General features: G+C 71.2%; 17 protein-coding genes. 8 read left to right on the forward strand and 9 right to left on the reverse strand.

Going from position 1 to position 17,820, the window contains the following annotated elements:
- Window positions 1-38: 38 nt before the first annotated feature.
- Window positions 39-668 carry a hypothetical protein gene (locus AB0J57_RS24765; protein WP_366130461.1) on the forward strand — a complete coding sequence of 210 codons (630 nt, stop codon included), beginning with the start codon at window positions 39-41 and terminating at the stop codon, window positions 666-668.
- Between the two features lie 99 nt (window positions 669-767).
- On the opposite strand, the gene AB0J57_RS24770 is transcribed toward AB0J57_RS24765, so the two are convergent.
- Window positions 768-1,952, reverse strand: a complete 1,185-nt coding sequence (locus AB0J57_RS24770; RefSeq protein WP_366130462.1) for a class I SAM-dependent methyltransferase — start codon at window positions 1,950-1,952, stop codon at window positions 768-770.
- A gap of 82 nt (window positions 1,953-2,034) precedes the next feature.
- Between AB0J57_RS24770 and AB0J57_RS24775 the strand changes: the two genes are divergently transcribed.
- The 3 genes from AB0J57_RS24775 (at window position 2,035) to groL (ending at window position 5,275) form a co-directional block, all read left to right on the forward strand.
- The gene (locus tag AB0J57_RS24775; RefSeq protein ID WP_366130463.1) at window positions 2,035-2,994 is read left to right on the forward strand and encodes a polysaccharide deacetylase family protein; all 960 of its coding nucleotides are present in this window, start codon (window positions 2,035-2,037) and stop codon (window positions 2,992-2,994) included.
- Window positions 2,995-3,222: 228 nt separating this feature from the next.
- On the forward strand, window positions 3,223-3,531 hold the full coding sequence (gene groES, locus AB0J57_RS24780) for a co-chaperone GroES (RefSeq protein WP_010471835.1): 309 nt from the start codon (window positions 3,223-3,225) through the stop codon (window positions 3,529-3,531).
- A gap of 115 nt (window positions 3,532-3,646) precedes the next feature.
- Window positions 3,647-5,275 carry a chaperonin GroEL gene (gene groL, locus AB0J57_RS24785; RefSeq protein ID WP_366130464.1) on the forward strand — a complete coding sequence of 543 codons (1,629 nt, stop codon included), beginning with the start codon at window positions 3,647-3,649 and terminating at the stop codon, window positions 5,273-5,275.
- A 77-nt stretch (window positions 5,276-5,352) separates the two neighbouring features.
- On the opposite strand, the gene AB0J57_RS24790 is transcribed toward groL, so the two are convergent.
- The 7 genes from AB0J57_RS24790 to AB0J57_RS24820 all read right to left on the reverse strand — a co-directional run bounded on the left by AB0J57_RS24790 (window position 5,353) and on the right by AB0J57_RS24820 (window position 12,774).
- Window positions 5,353-6,381 carry a hydroxyacid dehydrogenase gene (locus AB0J57_RS24790; RefSeq protein ID WP_366130465.1) on the reverse strand — a complete coding sequence of 343 codons (1,029 nt, stop codon included), beginning with the start codon at window positions 6,379-6,381 and terminating at the stop codon, window positions 5,353-5,355.
- A gap of 41 nt (window positions 6,382-6,422) precedes the next feature.
- The gene (locus tag AB0J57_RS24795; RefSeq protein WP_366130466.1) at window positions 6,423-7,343 is read right to left on the reverse strand and encodes a carbohydrate ABC transporter permease; all 921 of its coding nucleotides are present in this window, start codon (window positions 7,341-7,343) and stop codon (window positions 6,423-6,425) included.
- Window positions 7,340-8,341: a sugar ABC transporter permease gene (locus AB0J57_RS24800; protein WP_366130467.1), complete on the reverse strand. Its 1,002-nt coding sequence runs from the start codon at window positions 8,339-8,341 to the stop codon at window positions 7,340-7,342. The genes AB0J57_RS24795 and AB0J57_RS24800 overlap by 4 nt, the downstream gene beginning before the upstream one ends.
- 5 nt (window positions 8,342-8,346) lie before the next feature.
- The gene (locus tag AB0J57_RS24805) at window positions 8,347-9,705 is read right to left on the reverse strand and encodes a sugar ABC transporter substrate-binding protein (protein WP_366130468.1); all 1,359 of its coding nucleotides are present in this window, start codon (window positions 9,703-9,705) and stop codon (window positions 8,347-8,349) included.
- A 102-nt stretch (window positions 9,706-9,807) separates the two neighbouring features.
- Complete coding sequence (locus AB0J57_RS24810) at window positions 9,808-10,962, reverse strand: substrate-binding domain-containing protein (protein WP_366130469.1); 1,155 nt, start codon at window positions 10,960-10,962, stop codon at window positions 9,808-9,810.
- 210 nt (window positions 10,963-11,172) lie between these two features.
- The gene (locus AB0J57_RS24815; RefSeq protein WP_366130470.1) at window positions 11,173-11,946 is read right to left on the reverse strand and encodes an SDR family oxidoreductase; all 774 of its coding nucleotides are present in this window, start codon (window positions 11,944-11,946) and stop codon (window positions 11,173-11,175) included.
- Window positions 11,947-12,102: 156 nt separating this feature from the next.
- Complete coding sequence (locus tag AB0J57_RS24820; protein ID WP_366130471.1) at window positions 12,103-12,774, reverse strand: MOSC domain-containing protein; 672 nt, start codon at window positions 12,772-12,774, stop codon at window positions 12,103-12,105.
- Window positions 12,775-12,853: 79 nt separating this feature from the next.
- Between AB0J57_RS24820 and AB0J57_RS24825 the strand changes: the two genes are divergently transcribed.
- Window positions 12,854-13,747 carry a LysR family transcriptional regulator gene (locus AB0J57_RS24825; protein ID WP_366130472.1) on the forward strand — a complete coding sequence of 298 codons (894 nt, stop codon included), beginning with the start codon at window positions 12,854-12,856 and terminating at the stop codon, window positions 13,745-13,747.
- Window positions 13,748-13,884: 137 nt separating this feature from the next.
- Here AB0J57_RS24825 and AB0J57_RS24830 read toward each other — a convergent pair whose 3' ends face one another.
- Window positions 13,885-14,205 carry a WhiB family transcriptional regulator gene (locus AB0J57_RS24830; protein WP_366130473.1) on the reverse strand — a complete coding sequence of 107 codons (321 nt, stop codon included), beginning with the start codon at window positions 14,203-14,205 and terminating at the stop codon, window positions 13,885-13,887.
- A gap of 390 nt (window positions 14,206-14,595) precedes the next feature.
- Between AB0J57_RS24830 and AB0J57_RS24835 the strand changes: the two genes are divergently transcribed.
- The 3 genes from AB0J57_RS24835 to guaB all read left to right on the forward strand — a co-directional run bounded on the left by AB0J57_RS24835 (window position 14,596) and on the right by guaB (window position 17,788).
- Window positions 14,596-15,207 (forward strand): response regulator transcription factor, encoded by a 612-nt coding sequence (locus AB0J57_RS24835; RefSeq protein ID WP_003948568.1) that lies wholly within the window; start codon window positions 14,596-14,598, stop codon window positions 15,205-15,207.
- 233 nt (window positions 15,208-15,440) lie between these two features.
- Window positions 15,441-16,028, forward strand: coding sequence for a sigma-70 family RNA polymerase sigma factor (locus AB0J57_RS24840; protein ID WP_073753561.1), 588 nt, complete (start codon window positions 15,441-15,443; stop codon window positions 16,026-16,028).
- A gap of 257 nt (window positions 16,029-16,285) precedes the next feature.
- Window positions 16,286-17,788 (forward strand): IMP dehydrogenase, encoded by a 1,503-nt coding sequence (gene guaB, locus AB0J57_RS24845; RefSeq protein ID WP_366130474.1) that lies wholly within the window; start codon window positions 16,286-16,288, stop codon window positions 17,786-17,788.
- The last annotated feature ends 32 nt before the right edge of the window (window positions 17,789-17,820 follow it).

Raw genomic sequence — 17,820 nt, forward strand, 5'->3', positions numbered from 1 at the left:
GATCGTGACGCCCCCTCATGGGGGGCTAGCCTCGGACCATGCCGTCTCCGACCATGCCCAGCCGTAAGCTCCTGCCTCCGCCTCCGCCGCCCGTGCACCTTCGGACCTGGCCCGGGCGTGAGGCACTGCTCGCCGACCGGACGATGGCGATCCGCGAGCTGAACCGGCGGATGCTGGGCGGCGGGCGGCTGACGCTCTTCCTGCTGACGCTGGCCGGACTCCAGGTGGGGTGGGCCTTCATCGGCGGGGCGATCGTGTCGCTCGACGGTCTGACGGACCCGCTCGTCGCCATCGCCGCCGGCCTCGCCGCCTGCCTGGGACTGGCCGCCATGGTGCCGCTGGTGATCGTCGTCGTGCTCGGGATCCGCCAGGACGGCACGCTGCGCGCCCGGCTGCTGGAGTGGGCGGCCCTGGACCCGTCCCCGGTCCACGACGCCCGCTTCCGGGCGCCCGGGATGAGCCTGGCGTGGCTGCTGTCGGCGTTCGTGCTGTGCGCGGCCGGGCTGGGGCTGGCGTTCGCCGTCCCGGCGCTGGCCCGCCCCGGTGACACGACGTACCCGGAGGTCGCCTACGCCATGGGCGCGGGCCTCATCCTGTGGGTGCACGGCCTGATCGGCGCCGCCAAGGCGGTCGCCCACCGCCGCCTGGTGCTGCGGCTGGCCGCCTAGGGAGTGTCCGGCGGATCATGGTGACATCGGAACCGGGTGCGCACGCCGCAGATGCGCGTGCCGGGGCACGCGGCCCAAACATGATCCACCCGACACGACCTAGACCGGCTGCCCGATCAGCATCGTCGGTGCCCCCGCCACGCGGGTCAGGAAGACCGTGGCCGCGTTCGGGCCCTTCGGTTTCACCTTGCGGCGCAGTTCCTCCGGTTCGACCGCCGAGCCGCGCTTCTTCACCGTCAGGGTGCCGACCTCGCGGTCGCGCAGCAGGGCCTTCAGCTTCTTGAGGTTGAAGGGCAGCTCGTCGGTGATCTCGTACGCGGTGGCGTACGCGGTGGGGCGCAGGTCGTCCGCCGTGATGTACGCGATCGTCTCGTCGACCAGGCCGCCGCCGAGGTCGTCCGCGACCTCCGCGACCAGGTGCGCGCGGATCACGGCGCCGTCGGGCTCGTACAGGAAGCGGCCGACGGGGCGGACCGGCGGGTCGGGCAGGCCCCGGCCGGTGAGGCTGTGCGGGCCGGGCAGGAGGGTCGCGGTGACCGCGCCGGGGCGGGTGCCGAACCACAGCACCGCCTCCTTCACGTCGCCGCCGTCGGAGACCCACTCGGCCTCCGCCTCCGGCGGGACGGTCTCGTGCGGGATGCCCGGGGCGATCTTCAGCGCGGCGTGCGGGGCCTTGCGCGCCGCGTCGATGGCCCAGGACAGGGGCGGGGAGTACGCCTCCGGGTCGAAGATCCGGCCACCGCTCCGGCCACCGCGCCGCGCCGGGTCGACGAAGACCGCGTCGTACGGGGAGGTGTCGACCTCCGTGACGTCCGCGCAGCGCACCTCGATCAGGCCGGCCAGGCCCAGGGCGGCGGCGTTGGCGCGGGCGGCCTCGGCCGTCAGCGGGTCGCGGTCGACGGCCAGGACGCGGATGCCGGCGCGGGCGAGCGCGATGGCGTCGCCGCCGATCCCGCTGCACAGGTCGGCGACGCCGCGCACGCCGAGTTCCTTGAAACGGGCCGCCCGGTACTCCGCGACGGGCTTGCGGGTGGACTGCTCGACGCCGCCGGGCGTGAAGTACATGCGGTGCGCGTCCTGCTCGCCGAACTTCGCCACCGCCCGCTGCCGCAGCCGCGCCTGCCCGATCGCCGCCGTGACGAGGTCGGCCGGGTGCTCGCGGCGCAGCCTGGAGGCGACGGCCAGCTCCTGGGCGGGGGTGTAGTCGCGCAGGGCGGCGAGCAGGGTCTGGCCCTCGTCGGTGAGGAGCGCGGAGAAGGCGGCGAGATCGGTCACCCGGCCCATTGTGGGCCAGGCGGGGGATGGTGCGCGTCAGGCGGCGGTGTCGGCCGGTGGTGGAGGCGGTGCGCTGACAGGATGCGGCGCCATGCAGCTAGTACGACAAAAAGGTCAAAGGGTAAGCAAGCGGGCTCGGATCCTGCTGGGCGCGCTGCTGGTCGCGGCGCTCGGCTCCGCCTGTGCGGGGGAAACCGGCGACGGCGGGCCGGCGGCCGGTGCGGGCGCCGGTGCCGGAGGCCAGGCCGAGCCCGCCGCCGGGCAGCAGCCCCAGCGGCCCCCCGCCGCGTCCGACGCCCTCAATGCGTACGTGGAGAAGGCCCGGCGCGCCCAGGCCGCCCGTGCCCTCGCCGCCAAGAGGTGGGGCCTCAAGGCCACCCCCCTGGCCGCGCCCCCGCCCCCGGCGCCCGGCGACAAGCCGCACATCACCTTCCGCCAGGGCTTCGGAGTCGGTGACCCGACCCTGCCACCGGTCTTCACCACCGTCCCGACCACGGAACGGGTCGTGTTCCTCACGATCGACGACGGCGCGGAGAAGGACCCGCGCCTGCTGCGCATGATGGCCGAACTGGGCATCCCCTACAGCGCCTTCCTCAGCGACTACCTGGTCAAGGAGGACTACGGCTACTTCAAGCGGATGCAGGACCTGGGCGTGGCCCTGCACAACCACACCCTCAACCACCGCTACATGCCCGCCCTTTCGTACGCGGAGCAGAAGCACGAGATCTGCGGCCAGCAGGCCAACATCGAGAAGCGGTACGGCAAACGCCCCACCCTCTTCCGCCCGCCCTACGGCAACTACAACGCCGACACGCTGCGGGCCGCCCAGTCGTGCGGCGTCAGGGCCGTACCCCTGTGGGCGGCCGAAGCCTTCCCCGACCACATGGAGTGGCGCGAATGGGACCGGGACCTGCATCCCGGCGACATCATCCTCACGCACTTCCGGGGCCGGGAGGACTGGAACGGCACCATGCCGGACATGATCCGGCAGGTGATGGACGTCGTCACGGCCAAGGGGTACGCGGTGGCCAGGCTGGAGGACTACGTCTGACCCCGCCCCCGACTGCCTCCCGGAAGCCGGGCCGGCGCCACGGCCGGGCGATGAATTGGCACTCCGCTTGACCGAGTGCTAATCGCGGTCATAGTCTCGGCTCTGGCACTCCCCACTGGAGAGTGCCAACACAGCGACGGGCAGGTCCGGCACCCGCGACGACGGATCCACCTGGTCGCCACCTCAGACAGTTAACCCCGTGAGATCTCCGAAGGGGGAGGTCGGATCGTGACGACCACCAGCTCCAAGGTTGCCATCAAGCCGCTCGAGGACCGCATCGTGGTCCAGCCGCTCGACGCCGAGCAGACCACCGCCTCTGGCCTGGTCATCCCGGACACCGCCAAGGAGAAGCCCCAGGAGGGCGTCGTCCTGGCCGTTGGCCCGGGCCGCTTCGAGAACGGCGAGCGTCTGCCGCTCGACGTCAAGACCGGCGACATCGTGCTGTACAGCAAGTACGGCGGCACCGAGGTGAAGTACAGCGGCGAGGAGTACCTCGTCCTCTCGGCTCGCGACGTGCTCGCGATCGTCGAGAAGTAAGTCACCGCAGAGATTGCTTTTGAGCTGCGCCCCTGGCCCCCGCTGATGACACATTGCCGGGCGGCGAGGGGCGCGGTTCGTTAACCCGAGTTTCCGAGAGGGCTGAATCGCTCCCATGGCGAAGATCCTGAAGTTCGACGAGGACGCCCGTCGCGCCCTTGAGCGCGGCGTCAACAAGCTTGCCGACACGGTCAAGGTGACGATCGGCCCCAAGGGCCGCAACGTCGTCATCGACAAGAAGTTCGGCGCGCCGACCATCACCAACGACGGTGTCACCATCGCCCGCGAGGTCGAGGTCGAGGACCCGTACGAGAACCTCGGCGCCCAGCTCGTGAAGGAGGTGGCGACCAAGACCAACGACATCGCGGGTGACGGCACCACCACCGCCACGGTCCTGGCCCAGGCCCTGGTCCGCGAGGGTCTGCGCAACGTCGCCGCGGGCGCCTCCCCGGCCGCCCTCAAGAAGGGCATCGACGCCGCGGTCAAGGCCGTCTCCGACGAGCTGCTCGCCTCGGCCCGCCCGATCGACGACAAGGCCGACATCGCCGCCGTCGCCGCGCTCTCCGCCCAGGACCAGCAGGTCGGCGAGCTCATCGCCGAGGCCATGGACAAGGTCGGCAAGGACGGTGTCATCACCGTCGAGGAGTCCAACACCTTCGGCCTGGAGCTGGACTTCACCGAGGGCATGGCCTTCGACAAGGGCTACCTGTCCCCGTACATGGTCACCGACCAGGAGCGTATGGAGGCCGTCCTCGACGACCCGTACATCCTGATCCACCAGGGCAAGATCTCCGCGATCACCGACCTGCTCCCGCTGCTGGAGAAGGTCATCCAGGCCGGCTCCTCCAAGCCGCTCCTGATCATCGCCGAGGACGTCGAGGGCGAGGCCCTGTCGACCCTGGTCGTCAACAAGATCCGCGGCACGTTCAACGCCGTCGCGGTCAAGGCCCCCGGCTTCGGCGACCGCCGCAAGGCGATGCTCGGCGACATGGCCGCCCTCACCGGCGCCACCGTCATCGCCGAGGAGGTCGGCCTCAAGCTCGACCAGGCCGGTCTGGACGTGCTGGGCACCGCCCGCCGCGTCACCGTCACCAAGGACGACACCACGATCGTCGACGGCGGTGGCAAGTCCGAGGACGTGACCGGCCGCGTCGCGCAGATCAAGGCCGAGATCGAGACCACGGACTCCGACTGGGACCGCGAGAAGCTCCAGGAGCGCCTCGCGAAGCTGGCCGGCGGCGTGTGCGTGATCAAGGTCGGCGCCGCCACCGAGGTGGAGCTGAAGGAGAAGAAGCACCGCCTGGAGGACGCCATCTCCGCGACCCGCGCCGCGGTCGAGGAGGGCATCGTCTCCGGTGGTGGCTCCGCGCTCGTCCACGCCGTCAAGGTGCTGGACGGCAACCTCGGCAAGGAGGGCGACGAGGCCACCGGTGTCGCGGTCGTCCGCCGCGCCGCCGTCGAGCCGCTGCGCTGGATCGCCGAGAACGCCGGCCTGGAGGGCTACGTCATCACCTCCAAGGTCGCGGAGCTCGACAAGGGCCAGGGCTTCAACGCCGCCACCGGCGAGTACGGCGACCTGGTCAAGGCCGGCGTCATCGACCCGGTCAAGGTCACCCGCTCTGCCCTGGAGAACGCCGCCTCCATCGCCTCCCTGCTGCTCACGACCGAGACCCTGGTCGTCGAGAAGAAGGAAGAGGAGCCGGCGGACGCGGGCCACGGCCACGGTCACGGCCACGCCCACTGACGTCTTCTGACGCCTGCTGAGCGTTTCGAGGCCCGGTGCCCCCGTCGCGGGGGCACCGGGCCTCGGTGTTTCCCGTGCTACGCGGAACGGTTCAGCTCCCACGGCCGCACCGGATCCGCGAACGGCGCGCCCCTCCCGTACCGCTCCAGCTCGTCCAGCGCATGGTCCGCCATCCGGTGCAGCTCGTTGCCGAGCGAGCCCGCGATGTGCGGGGTGAGCAGGACGTTGGGGAGGGTGTAGAGCGGGGAGTCGGGGGGCGGGAGTTCGGGGTCGGTGACGTCGAGTACGGCGTTGAGGCGGCCCGAGGTGAGGTGCGCGAGCAGGGCCGTCTCGTCGATGAGCGAGCCGCGCGAGGTGTTGATGAGCGTCGCGCCGTCCGGCATGAGGGCGAGCTGCGGGGCGCCGATCATGTGGTGCGTGGACGGCAGTTGGGGGGCGTGCACGGAGACGATGTCGGCGCGGGCGCACAGTTCGTCGAGCGTGGCCGGGACGGCGCCGAGCCCCGCGGCCTCGTCGGGGGTGACGTACGGGTCGTACAGCAGGACCTGTACGTCGAAGGGGCGCAGCAGCTCCATCACGCGGCGCCCGATGCGGGAGGCGCCCACGATGCCGACCGTGCGGCGGTGGTTGCCGCTGTCGGCCAGCTCGGTCAGCCAGTCGTGGTCGGCGCGCAGCTCGGCGTACCGCTGTGCGGCGCGCAGGACGCGTTTGCCGGCCAGCAGGATGGTGGCGAGCGTGTACTCCGCGACGGGCAGGGCGTTGGCCGCGGCGGCCGAGGCCACCGTGATGCCGCGCTCCCAGCAGGCGTCGGTGACGTGGTGCTTGACCGATCCGGCGGCGTGGACGACGGCGCGCAGGCGTGGGGCCCGGTCCAGGACGGCTGCGGTGAGCGGCGTGGCGCCCCAGCAGGTGAACAGCACCTCGGCCTCCGCGAGCGCGGCAGCGACGGGGGGCGGGGGCGCGGCCAGGTCGTGGGCGACCAGGTGCGGGTCGGTACGCGCGAGGGCGGTGAGGCGGGCGCGGTGGGCGTCGGTGAGCAGGCGGCCGGCGATGCCCGGGGCCATCGCCAGGAGGACGGCGGGCCGATTGTCAGTGGTGTGGTGCATGGTGGAACGTGAGCTCCTCAACGGCGGCACGGGCGGCGGCCTCACTTGACGCTGCCGGCGGTCAGACCGGCCTTCCAGTGGCGCTGGAGCGAGACGAAGGCGACGACGAGGGGGACGACGGCGAGCAGGGAGCCGGTGACGACGAGGGGGTAGAAGTCCGGTTCGGCGTGGGCGTTGCTGTTCCATGCGTACAGGCCGAGGCTCAGGGGGAAGAGCCGCTGGTCCGAGAGCATCACCAGGGGGAGGAAGAAGTTGTTCCAGATGGCGGTGAACTGGAAGAGGAAGACGGTCACGAAGCCGGGCATGATCATGCGCAGCCCGATCGACCAGAAGGCGCGCAGTTCGCCCGCCCCGTCGATACGGGCGGCCTCCAGGGCCTCGTCGGGGATGTAGCCGGCGCTGAAGACCCGGGCGAGGTAGACGCCGAACGGGTTGACCAGGACGGGGATGAGCACGGCCCAGTAGGTGTTGACGACGCCGGTCTTGCTGGCGAGCAGGTACATGGGCAGGGCGAGCGCGGTGGTGGGGACCAGCACGCCCATCAGGACGACGCCGAAGAGCTTCTCCTTGCCCCGGAAGTCGTACTTGTCGAAGGCGTAGCCCGCGGCGACGCAGATCAGCGAGCAGGCCAGCGCCCCGCCGCCCGCGTACAGCAGGCTGTTGAGGTACCAGCGGAAGTACACCCCGTCGCCGTACTCGGCGAGCCGGGTGAGGTTGCCCGCGAGGTCGAAGCCCTCGAAGGAGAAGGCGTTCCCGGCCAGCAGCCCGCCCGCGTCCTTGGTGGCGGCGGTGACCAGCCAGACGAGGGGGAAGAGCATGTAGGCGGCGGACAGGAGCAGGGCCCCGTTGACGGCGGCCCGGGACAGCCATCGGCTCGGCGGCCGGTGGGCGCGTGCGTTCCTTGCGGCCGGGGGCGCGGTGATCCGCGTCGCGGACGGCGGGGTGGTGACGGTCGCGCTCATGTGCGCTTCTCCTTCCGGCGGCCGGTGAGGCGGGTGACGGCGAAGGACAGCAGCGCGGCGGTGAGTGCGAGGAGGACGGAGGCGGCGGCCGCGAGTCCGTAGTCGTTGCGGTCGAAGGCCGCGGTGTACGCGTACATGTTCGGCGTCCAGGTGGAGGTGACGGCGGAGCCCGTGCCCTTGTTGAGGATCAGCGGCTCGGTGAAGAGCTGGAGTGAGCCGATGACGGTGAACAGCGTGACCATCGCCAAGGAGGCGCGGATCAGCGGGAGTTTGATGCTGAACGCGGTGCGCCAGGCGCCGGCCCCGTCGACCGTGGCGGCTTCGAGGACGGAGCGGTCGATGGCCTGGAGGGCCGCGTAGAAGATGACCATGTTGTAGCCGAGCCATTCCCACAGCGCGATGTTGACCACGGAGGGGAGGGCGCCTTCGGGTGAGAAGAAGTCGAAGCCGATGCCGCCGGACTCCATGGCCTTGACGACCGGGCTGAGCTGGGGCGTGTAGAGGTACACCCAGATCAGCGCGGCGATGATGCCGGGTACGGCGTGCGGCAGGAACAGCGCGAGCTGGAAGAAGCGGCGGGCGCGGGCGAGCGCCGAGTCGAGCAGCAGGGCGAGGCCGAGGGCTCCGGCGAGCAGGAGCGGAATGTAGAGCAGGCAGTATCCGAGCAGGACGCCGAATCCCTCGCGGAAGGCCCGGTCGCCCAGCGCCGCCAGGTAGTTGTCGAGGCCGCTGAAGACGGTCTCGGTGCCGCCGAAGCCCAGCCCCGACTGCTTCTCGGTGAACAGGCTGAGCCAGACCGCGTATCCGATCGGCACCACCATCACCGCGGTGAACAGGACGAAGAAGGGGGTGAGGAGCACGGCGGCGGCGCCGGTACGGGCCCGGGCCCCGGTGCGAGGACTGCTGGCGGGGCCGGGGCCGGTGGGGCCGGTGGGGCCGGCGGGGGTGACGGGGGCGGCGGTGGCGGCGGTGGCGGCGCGGGTGACGCGGGCCTTCATCGGTGTCAGCCCTCGACCTTCAGCCCGCGCTTCATCAGCTCGGCGACGGTCGCGTCGTGTCCGGTCCGCACGGCGTCGGCGAGGGTGGTGCCACCGTTCGCGACCTTGCCGAGCTGGTCCTTGATGGCGAGGTTGGTGGTGCCGGTGGTGGGTCCCCAGGCCCAGTTCGGCTTGATGGAGGCGCCGGCCTGCTCGAAGAGCCGGTAGATGTCCTGGCCGCCGTAGAAACCGGCGTCGAAGGCCTTCTTGGCGACGGGGCGCAGAGCGGTGGCGGCCGGGAAGGCGCTGGAGGTGCCGGAGGCGATCCGGGCCCTGACGCCCTCCTCGGTGGTGGCCATCCAGGTGGCGAACTCGACCGCCGCCCGGGCCTTCTCGCTGTCCTTGGTCACGGCGAAGGTCGAGCCGCCGAGCATGCCGCTGGCGGGCTTGCCGTCCCAGCTCGGCATCGGGGCGACGGCCCACTTGCCGCTCTGCTCGGGCAGGGTGCCCTTGAGGACGCCCGCGCCCCAGGAGGCGCCGAGGTAGCCGATGGTCGTGCCGTTCTTCAGGGAGCTGGTCCACTCGGGGCTGAAGGAGGCGTTGTTGCGGACCAGGTCGGCGTCGAGGAGTCCCTGCCAGTAGGCGGTGACCTTGTTGGTGGCGGCGTCGGTGGTGTCGACCTTCCAGGTGTCGCCCTCGGCCTTGAACCACTGGGCGCCGGCCTGCCAGACCATCGCCTCGAAGCTGGTCGGGTCGTCGGGGAAGAAGGTGGCGATACGGGCCTTGGCGTCGGCCTTCTTCACCTTCTCGGCCGCCACCTTGAACTCGTCCCAGGTCTTGGGGACTTCGACGCCGTACTTCGCGAAGAGGTCCTTGCGGTAGTAGAAGGCCTGCGGCGCGGCGTCGAAGGGGACGGCCCAGTTCTTGCCGCCGAGGGTGGTGAGTTCGAGGGCCTGCGGCAGCAGTTTGCTTCTGACGTCCTCGGGCAGGTGGGCGCCGATGTCCTGGAGCGAGCCCTGGCTGACGAACTCGGGGAGCGACGGGTACTCGATGGAGACCAGGTCGGGGGCGTTGCCCGCCTTCACGGCGTTGGAGATCTTGGCGTACCCGCCGGCGTTGCCGGAGGGGATCTCCTCGAACTTCACGTGGATGTTCTTGTGCGAGGCGTTGAACGCGTCGACGACCTCCTTGGATCCCTTGGCCCAGCCCCAGAAGGTGATGGTCACCGGCTTGCCGTCGGCCGCGGGGCCTGACGGGTCGTCACCGCTGTCGGCGCCGCACCCCGTGAGGACGGCCAGGGCGGTGAGGGAGGCGACGGTGGCGGCTATGGCGGGGGACGTTCTGCTCCAACTGCGGCTGACGCTGCGGCTCATGCTGCGGCTCATGGCGGGGCTCCTGAACGAACGGCGACACGGAAGGTGTGGCCGTGATGATTGAGCCACTCATGAGCGAAGTCAAGAGCGAAAGATTGTTTGATCGAAAATAGATCAGGCCGGTTTCGGTTCGCCGGCCCCGCACGAGGCCCGCACCCGCAGCCTCGGCAGCAGCGTCACATGCCGCCGGGGATCGTCCTCGGGCCGCTCCCCGGCCGGGGCACCGGTGCCCTCCGCCGCCACCTGGGCGAGCCGCTCCACCAGCAGCTCCGTGGCCAGCCGGCCCACCTGGCGCTTCGGCGGGGCGACCGCCGTCAGCGGGGTGTCGGCGAGCGCGGCGATCTCGTCGTCGTACGCGATCACCGCCAGGTCGCCGGGTACCCGTACCCCCAGCTCGGCGAGGCGCTGCACCATTTCGATGGCGGCCACGTCGTTGTGCACCAGGGCCGCGGTCGCCGCGCCCGACGCGACCGCCGAGTGCAGCGCCCGGACCGCCGCCTCGAACCCCTCCGGGTCCAGTTCGGACGGCACCGAGTCGATCACCGGGCCGGGCTCGCCCAGCCCCAGGGCGCCCAGCGCCTCCGCGTACCCGGACCGCACCGCCAGCGCGGTCGGGCTGTCCGTGCGGGCCACCAGCAGCGGCGCCCGGTGCCCCAGCCCCACCAGGTGGCGCACGGCCAGGACGACCCCGTGCCGGTGGTCGGAGGACACCCGGTCCAGCGCGTCCAGGGCCGAACCGGGCGTGGCGCGCCGCTCCAGCAGTACGGCCGGCACCGGCAGCTCGGCGATCCAGTCGCCGTGCTCGGCCTGGTCGCCCGGCGCCCGCCAGCCCGGCGCGACCAGCAGCCCTTCCGCGCCCGCGGCCAGCAGGCCCTCGGTGCGGGCCCGGTCGTCCTCCGGCCGGTAGTCGGAGATCCGCAGGATCAGCCGCGCCCCAGCCCTGGCCGCCGCCTCGCGCGCGCCACGGATCACCTCGGCGAAGTAGTACGTGGCCGACGGGGCGAGCAGGCCCAGCACCGGACCGCTGCCCGGCGCCGCGGCAGTTGGCTCGCCGCCCGGGCGCCGCTCGGGCCCGTTCTGTCCCCCCGGCCACGAGACCTGGCCGTGCACCCGGTCCAGCAGCCCCTTGGAGGCGAGGGCCTCCACGTCCCGGCGCGCGGTCACGGGGGAGACGCCGAGCTGCGCGGCCAGGTCCGAGACCCGCGCCGTGCCGCGCTCCCGTACCAGGGCCAGCAGACGGTCGTGACGTTCAACAGCACTCTCGCGCACGGCGGAAGTCCCCCTCGAAGTGTGGTGGCTCGGTCGAGCGGTGCCCGTCGTCAGACCCTAATCCACCCGGGAGCCCGATCTGATCGAACGGCGGGAGTTTCGATCATTCGTTCCGAAGTTATTGACGTTCGATCGTCACGGCGTCCATGATTCCGGAACTACTCCGGACCGATTCCGGACGCGCGAGACGGGCCGTAGTAGCCCGGGGGTCTACTGCGGCCCGTACTTACGGCCCGCGCGCGAGCTCACACCGCCGAGCAGCCCGCGCGGCACCAGCTTCGCCACACCCATCAGCGCCTTGTAGCGGGGGTCCGGAATCGACAGCGTCTTGCCCCGCGCCAGATCCGCCAGCGCCTCCGCCACCAGCTTGTCGGCGTCCAGCCACATCCAGCCGGGGATGTTGTCGGTCCCCATCCCGGCCCGCTCGTGGAACTCCGTACGCACGAAGCCCGGGCACAGCGCCATCAGCCGCACCCCGCTGCCCGCCAGATCGCGCGCCGCGCCCTGCGTGAACTGCACGACCCACGCCTTCGACGCCCCGTACGTGCCGCGCGGCACGAACGCGGCCACCGAGGCGACGTTCACCACGCCGCCCCGCCCACGGTCCCGCATCGACGCCGATGCGGCCGACGTCAGCCGCAGCACCGCCTCGCAGTGCACCTTCAGCATCCGCAGCTCGTCGGCCATGGACACATCCAGGAACCGGCCCTTGTTGCCGAACCCGGCGTTGTTGATCAGCAGGTCCACCGGCCGCTTGGGGTCGGACAGCCGGGCCTCCACGGCCGCGATGCCGTCCTCCTCGGCCAGGTCGGCAGCAAGGACCTCCGCCTCGATCCCGTGCCTGTCGTGCAGCTCGGTCGCCTGTTCCCGAAGCCGCTTCACATCCCGGGCCACCAGCACCACGTCGCGGCCGTCCGCCGCCAGCCGCCGCGCGAAGGCGGCCCCGATCCCCGCCGTCGCGCCCGTAATCAGTGCAGTCGTCATACGCGGCACGTTAGTGCCCCGCGCGGACATCACGGTGCCCGGTCCCGTGGGGCTGTGGACGATCCGCCGTACATATACGGAGTATCAGGATCCGCCGCCCGTCAGGCGCGCCCTATCAGGCGCTGTCCTGCCAGGCACCGTCCCGTCAGGTGCGGCTCAGCGGGCGTGAGTCGCCTGTGCGGTATAGGCGAGCGCGGCCTCGCGTACCTCCGGGTCCAGCGCCTCGCCCGCCGCGAGTGTGCGCGGCAGCAGCTCCCGCCGGAGCGTGAAAGCCCGGTAGGCGAACTCGACGGTCACCTCGTGGTCCGGCCGGTGCACCACCTCGATCGCGTCGCCCGCCCGGATCTCGCCCGGCTCGACGACCCTGAGGTACGGGCCCGGCGCGGCGCGCTGGGTGAACCGCCTGACCCAGCCCTTCTCGCCCAGCCAGCCCGCGAACGTACGGCACGGAACGCGCCCGGACGCCACCTCGAGGACCGCCGACCCGATCCGCCAGCGCTCGCCGATGAGGGCGGCGTTGACGTCGAACCCCGTGGTGGTGAGGTTCTCCCCGAACGAGCCGTTGGCGAGGGGGCGCCCCAACTCGCCCTCCCAGTAGTCCAGGTCCTCGCGCGCGAACGCGTACACCGCCTGGTGGGTCCCGCCGTGGAAGCGCAGTTCGCAGACCGCGTCCCCGGCCACACCGCTCCCGCCCTCGCCCTTCGGCCCCGGATCGCTCACCCGCACGGGTCCCTCGGCCGGCCGCTTGTCGATGCCGGTGGTGCCGCTCGGGGAGGAGGTGTACTCGACGGCCTTCGGCCGCCCCACATTGACGGTGAGAACTCGCATGGCGACACGCTAACCGAGCCGCCTCAAAGCATCGCGCGGATATTTCGCGTCGGCTCCAAGCGCCGCTTATATTCGAAGGGTGATTGAAGCCCGTCATCTGCGCGTCCTCCGCGCCGTCGCCACCACCGGCTCCTTCTCCGCGGCCGCGCGCGAACTGGGCTGCACCCAGCCCGCCGTCAGCCAGCAGATGAAGGCTCTCGAATCGTCCGCCGGCACGCCGCTGCTGATCCGTACCGGCCGCGAGATGCGCCTCACGCAGGCCGGCGAGGCGCTCGTACGCCACGCCTCCGGCATCCTCGCGGGCCTCACCGCCGCCGAGGAGGAGATCGCCGCCATCGCGGGCCTGCGCGCCGGCCGGGTCCGGCTGGTCTCCTTCCCGAGCGGCAGCTCCACCCTCGTCCCCACCGCCCTCGCCGCACTCCGCGCGGCCCACCCCGGCACCCGGGTGTCCCTCGTCGAGGCAGAACCGCCCCGCTCGGTCGAGATGCTCCGCGACGGCGACTGCGACGTGGCCCTCGCCTTCCGCTACCGCCCGGCCGTCGCGGAGTGGGACGACCTCGTCGTACGCCCGCTCCTCGCCGACCGCCTGGTCGGACTGGTTCCGGAGGGCCACCGGCTCGCGGACGAGGAGGCGGTGGCGATCGGCGACCTGGCCGAGGAGTCGTGGATCGCGGGCTGCCCGCGCTGCCGCCGCCAGCTCGTGGACGTGTGCGAGGGCGCCGGTTTCACCCCGCGCATCGACTTCGCGACCGACGACTACCCGGCGGTGATCGGCCTGGTCGGCGCGGGACTCGGTGTCGCGGTCCTGCCCGAGCTGGCCATCCGCTCAGTACGTCCCCGGGGCGCCTGCACGGTGGTGGTGGAGCCTGCCGTCGAGCGGGAGATCGTCGCCCTCACCCTCCCGGACCTGGCCAAGGTCCCGGCGGTCGCCGCCACGCTCGACCAGCTCACGCGCGCGGCCGCCCTGGTGTAGGGCACGTATGGCGTAAGGCGCACATGTCGAAGGGGCGGCCAGGGGCGGCCGCCCCTGTGGGGCCTTGCAGGGGTGGTGACAGGAACTTGAGAGTCGTAGAAGACGTAGAAGATGAAAGTCGAAGAAGAAACGTTCCTTCAGGCGCTGGCGGAAGTCCCCGACGAGGCCGTGATGAGACGGTTGCGGGCTCGTCCCATGAGCTCCTCGCGCTCGTCCTCGGTGAGGCCGCCCCATACGCCGTAGGGCTCCCGCACGGCCAGTGCGTGGGCCGCGCACTCCGCGCGGACCGGGCACCGCATGCAGACCTCTTTCGCCGAGTTCTCGCGCGCACTCCGCGCCGCGCCGCGCTCCCCCTCGGGGTGGAAGAAGAGCGAACTGTCGACCCCCCGGCAGGCCGCGAGCAACTGCCAGTCCCACAGGTCGGCGTTGGGTCCGGGAAGGCGGGAGAAATCTGCCATGGCGCATGTCCCCTTGGTTCCGGTACTGAGCTGGTGAGTGGGCTGATACAGCCACGACCGTACAACTACTGTCTAAGTAGATGTAAATATGACTCATTGCGAATCTAGCCATAGACACCGACAAAGTGAAGGAAAAGCCGCTAAATGGGGCATAGCTCTGGGTGAAGGAACGGTGACCTGCGTCGCTCTCCTCCGTACGCGCTCCCTCACGTAGAGTGCCGAAGGGGGAGGGCGAACCCGTAACTCTTTCGAGTGACCGTCGTTGAGAGTGCGGAGGCGGTTGAAAGAACAAGCGCTCGGGCAGGTGTCCGGGAGCGTCAACCGCACAGGTGACGAAACGTAACCAGCCTGGAGGCTCAAGGTGACGCGCACTAGCTGCGGAGGACGGCCATGACATCCGTCCTCGTCTGCGACGACTCCCCGCTTGCCCGAGAAGCGCTCCGCCGCGCCGTCGCGACGGTGCCCGGCGTCGAGCGCGTGACGACCGCGGCCAACGGCGAGGAAGTCCTCCGCCGCTGGGGCGCGGACCGCTCGGACCTGATTCTGATGGACGTACGCATGCCCGGTCTGGGCGGCGTGGAGACCGTCCGCCGGTTGCTCTCCGCGGACCCCGGCGCCCGCATCATCATGCTCACCGTCGCCGAGGACCTGGACGGCGTGGCGCTCGCCGTCGCCGCCGGCGCCCGTGGGTACCTGCACAAGGACGCCTCGCGCGCCGAGCTGCGGGCCACGGTCACCCAGGCGCTCGCCGACCCGACCTGGCGGCTCGCCCCGCGCCGGCTGCGCTCGGCCGAGATGGGCGCCGCGCCCACCCTCACCGCGCGTGAGATCCAGGTGCTGGAGGGCATGAGCCACGGCCGTTCCAACGCGGAGATCGGCCGGGAGCTCTTCCTCTCCGAGGACACGGTGAAGACGCACGCCAGAAGGCTGTTCAAGAAGCTGGGCGCATCGGACCGGGCGCACGCCGTCGCGCTCGGGTTCCGCTGGGGCCTGGTGCGCTAGCACGTGACCGTATCGATCCCCGTCCGCCGCGCGGCGGACGGGGCGGCGGAGGCCCGATATCTGTTTCCGGCTCGATGCCGCATCCTTGAAGGGTGGAGTTCCTCGGGGACGAGTCGATCGAGCGGGAGGGGAGGGCGCAGGAGATGAGTTCCGGCGCACCTGCTCATAACGCTTCGGTGCACAACAGTGGACGCGGTGCCGCGAACGAGCGGACGCCAAGGCACCATGGACCGATGCGCGACGACGAGGCGGCCCATGCCCACGGGGCCATCGGTGCACTCGTACACCGTGCGGTCGAAGGCGACGAGCAGGCCACGCACGATCTCCTGGCCCATGTCCACCCACTGGCCCTGCGCTACTGCCGTACGCGGCTCAACCGCCTGCCCGGTGACGCGCGCCACTTCGTCGAGGACCTCGCCCAGGAGGTCTGCGTCGCCGTCCTGATGGCCCTCCCGCGCTACAAGGACACCGGACGCCCCTTCGAGGCCTTCGTCTTCGCCATCGCCGGCCACAAGGTCGCCGACCTCCAGCGGGCCGCCATGCGGCACCCCGGCTCCACCGCGGTGCCCTCCGACGAGATGCCCGAACGGCCAGACGACTCCCTCGGCCCCGAGGAACGGGCGCTGCTCAGCGACGACGCCGAGTGGGCCAAGCGCCTGCTCGCCAACCTCCCGGAGAACCAGCGCGAACTGCTGGTGCTACGGGTCGCGGTGGGCCTGACCGCCGAGGAGACCGGCCAGATGCTGGGCATGTCCCCGGGGGCGGTACGGGTCGCACAGCACCGCGCGCTCAGCCGGCTGCGGGCCCTCGCCGAGCAGTGAGCCGCGCACGGAACCGCGCGGACGGGCCGTGATCGGCACAGGCGGGCCGTGAGCCGCGCGGGCGGGGCCGTGAGCCGCGCGGGCGGGACCGTGAGCCACGTGGGCGGGGCCGTGAACCGCGCGCCCGGGCACGTATGGGTGCGTCCGTACGTGTGAACGTACAAACCTTCCGGGTGATCTTGCTCGTGGAATGAGACACGGCCGCGGGCCGTTAGCATGGACATCCGCACCGATCAAGGCCATTTGGGGAAGGTGTCATGACTGCCAACGTCGACGGAGTGCCCGAGAAATTCGCGACACTCGGGCTGACCTACGACGACGTGCTGCTGCTGCCGGGTGCATCCGAGGTGCTCCCCAACGCGGTCGACACCTCGTCCCGCATCTCCCGCAATGTCCGGGTGAACATCCCGCTGCTCTCGGCGGCGATGGACAAGGTGACCGAGTCCCGCATGGCGATCGCCATGGCCCGGCTGGGCGGCGTCGGCGTGCTGCACCGCAACCTCTCCGTCGAGGACCAGGTCAACCAGGTCGACCTCGTGAAGCGGTCCGAGTCCGGCATGGTCACCGACCCCATCACGGTGCACCCGGAGGCGACGCTCGCCGAGGCGGACGCCCTGTGCGCCAAGTTCCGCATCAGCGGCGTCCCGGTCACCGACCCGGCCGGCAAGCTGCTGGGCATCGTCACCAACCGTGACATGGCCTTCGAGACCGACCGCAGCCAGCAGGTGCGCGACGTCATGACGCCGATGCCGCTGGTCACCGGCAAGGTCGGCATCTCCGGCGTGGACGCCATGGAGCTGCTGCGCCGCCACAAGATCGAGAAGCTGCCGCTCGTCGACGACGCGGGCATCCTCAAGGGCCTCATCACGGTCAAGGACTTCGTCAAGGCCGAGAAGTACCCGCACGCCGCGAAGGACGCCGAGGGCCGCCTCCTCGTCGGTGCCGCCGTCGGTGCCAGCCCCGAGGCGCTGGAGCGCGCCCAGGCGCTCGCCGAGGCCGGGGTGGACTTCCTGGTCGTCGACACCTCGCACGGCCACAACAGCAACGCCCTGAGCTGGATGTCGAAGATCAAGTCGAGCGTGAGCGTCGATGTGATCGGCGGCAACGTCGCCACCCGCGACGGCGCCCAGGCGCTCATCGACGCCGGTGTCGACGGCATCAAGGTCGGCGTGGGCCCGGGCTCGATCTGCACCACCCGCGTGGTCGCCGGTATCGGTGTCCCGCAGGTCACCGCCATCTACGAGGCCTCCCTCGCCGCCCGCCCCGCCGGCATCCCGCTGATCGGCGACGGCGGCCTGCAGTACTCCGGCGACATCGGCAAGGCGCTGGCCGCCGGCGCCGACACCGTGATGCTGGGCAGCCTCCTCGCCGGCTGTGAGGAGTCCCCGGGTGAGCTGCTGTTCATCAACGGCAAGCAGTTCAAGTCGTACCGCGGCATGGGCTCGCTCGGCGCCATGCAGTCCCGCGGCCAGGGCAGGTCGTACTCCAAGGACCGCTACTTCCAGGCCGACGTCGCCACCGACGACAAGCTCGTCCCCGAGGGCGTCGAGGGCCAGGTGCCCTACCGCGGCCCGCTGTCCAATGTGCTGCACCAGCTCGTCGGCGGTCTGCGCCAGACCATGGGCTATGTGGGCGCCGCCACCATCGAGGAGATGGAGTCCAAGGGCCGGTTCGTCCGGATCACGTCGGCGGGCCTCAAGGAGAGCCACCCGCACGACATCCAGATGACCGTCGAGGCGCCGAACTACAGCAGGAAGTAGTCCACGCGCGCGTGGGGGCGGTTCCGGCATAC

Origin of the sequence: Streptomyces sp. NPDC049837 (assembly GCF_040674455.1) — a bacterium.
In the GTDB taxonomy this organism is placed as follows: domain Bacteria; phylum Actinomycetota; class Actinomycetes; order Streptomycetales; family Streptomycetaceae; genus Streptomyces.

Bases quoted from the DNA above. Each gene is read 5' to 3' on its own strand.
- AB0J57_RS24765 (WP_366130461.1), top strand. From the start codon at position 39: ATGCCGTCTCCGACCATGCCCAGCCGTAAGCTCCTGCCTCCGCCTCCG.
- AB0J57_RS24770 (WP_366130462.1), bottom strand. From the start codon at position 1,952: ATGGGCCGGGTGACCGATCTCGCCGCCTTCTCCGCGCTCCTCACCGAC.
- AB0J57_RS24775 (WP_366130463.1), top strand. From the start codon at position 2,035: ATGCAGCTAGTACGACAAAAAGGTCAAAGGGTAAGCAAGCGGGCTCGG.
- groL (WP_366130464.1), top strand. From the start codon at position 3,647: ATGGCGAAGATCCTGAAGTTCGACGAGGACGCCCGTCGCGCCCTTGAG.
- AB0J57_RS24790 (WP_366130465.1), bottom strand. From the start codon at position 6,381: ATGCACCACACCACTGACAATCGGCCCGCCGTCCTCCTGGCGATGGCC.
- AB0J57_RS24795 (WP_366130466.1), bottom strand. From the start codon at position 7,343: ATGAGCGCGACCGTCACCACCCCGCCGTCCGCGACGCGGATCACCGCG.
- AB0J57_RS24800 (WP_366130467.1), bottom strand. From the start codon at position 8,341: ATGAAGGCCCGCGTCACCCGCGCCGCCACCGCCGCCACCGCCGCCCCC.
- AB0J57_RS24805 (WP_366130468.1), bottom strand. From the start codon at position 9,705: ATGAGCCGCAGCATGAGCCGCAGCGTCAGCCGCAGTTGGAGCAGAACG.
- AB0J57_RS24815 (WP_366130470.1), bottom strand. From the start codon at position 11,946: ATGACGACTGCACTGATTACGGGCGCGACGGCGGGGATCGGGGCCGCC.
- AB0J57_RS24820 (WP_366130471.1), bottom strand. From the start codon at position 12,774: ATGCGAGTTCTCACCGTCAATGTGGGGCGGCCGAAGGCCGTCGAGTAC.
- AB0J57_RS24830 (WP_366130473.1), bottom strand. From the start codon at position 14,205: ATGGCAGATTTCTCCCGCCTTCCCGGACCCAACGCCGACCTGTGGGAC.
- AB0J57_RS24835 (WP_003948568.1), top strand. From the start codon at position 14,596: ATGACATCCGTCCTCGTCTGCGACGACTCCCCGCTTGCCCGAGAAGCG.
- AB0J57_RS24840 (WP_073753561.1), top strand. From the start codon at position 15,441: ATGCGCGACGACGAGGCGGCCCATGCCCACGGGGCCATCGGTGCACTC.
- guaB (WP_366130474.1), top strand. From the start codon at position 16,286: ATGACTGCCAACGTCGACGGAGTGCCCGAGAAATTCGCGACACTCGGG.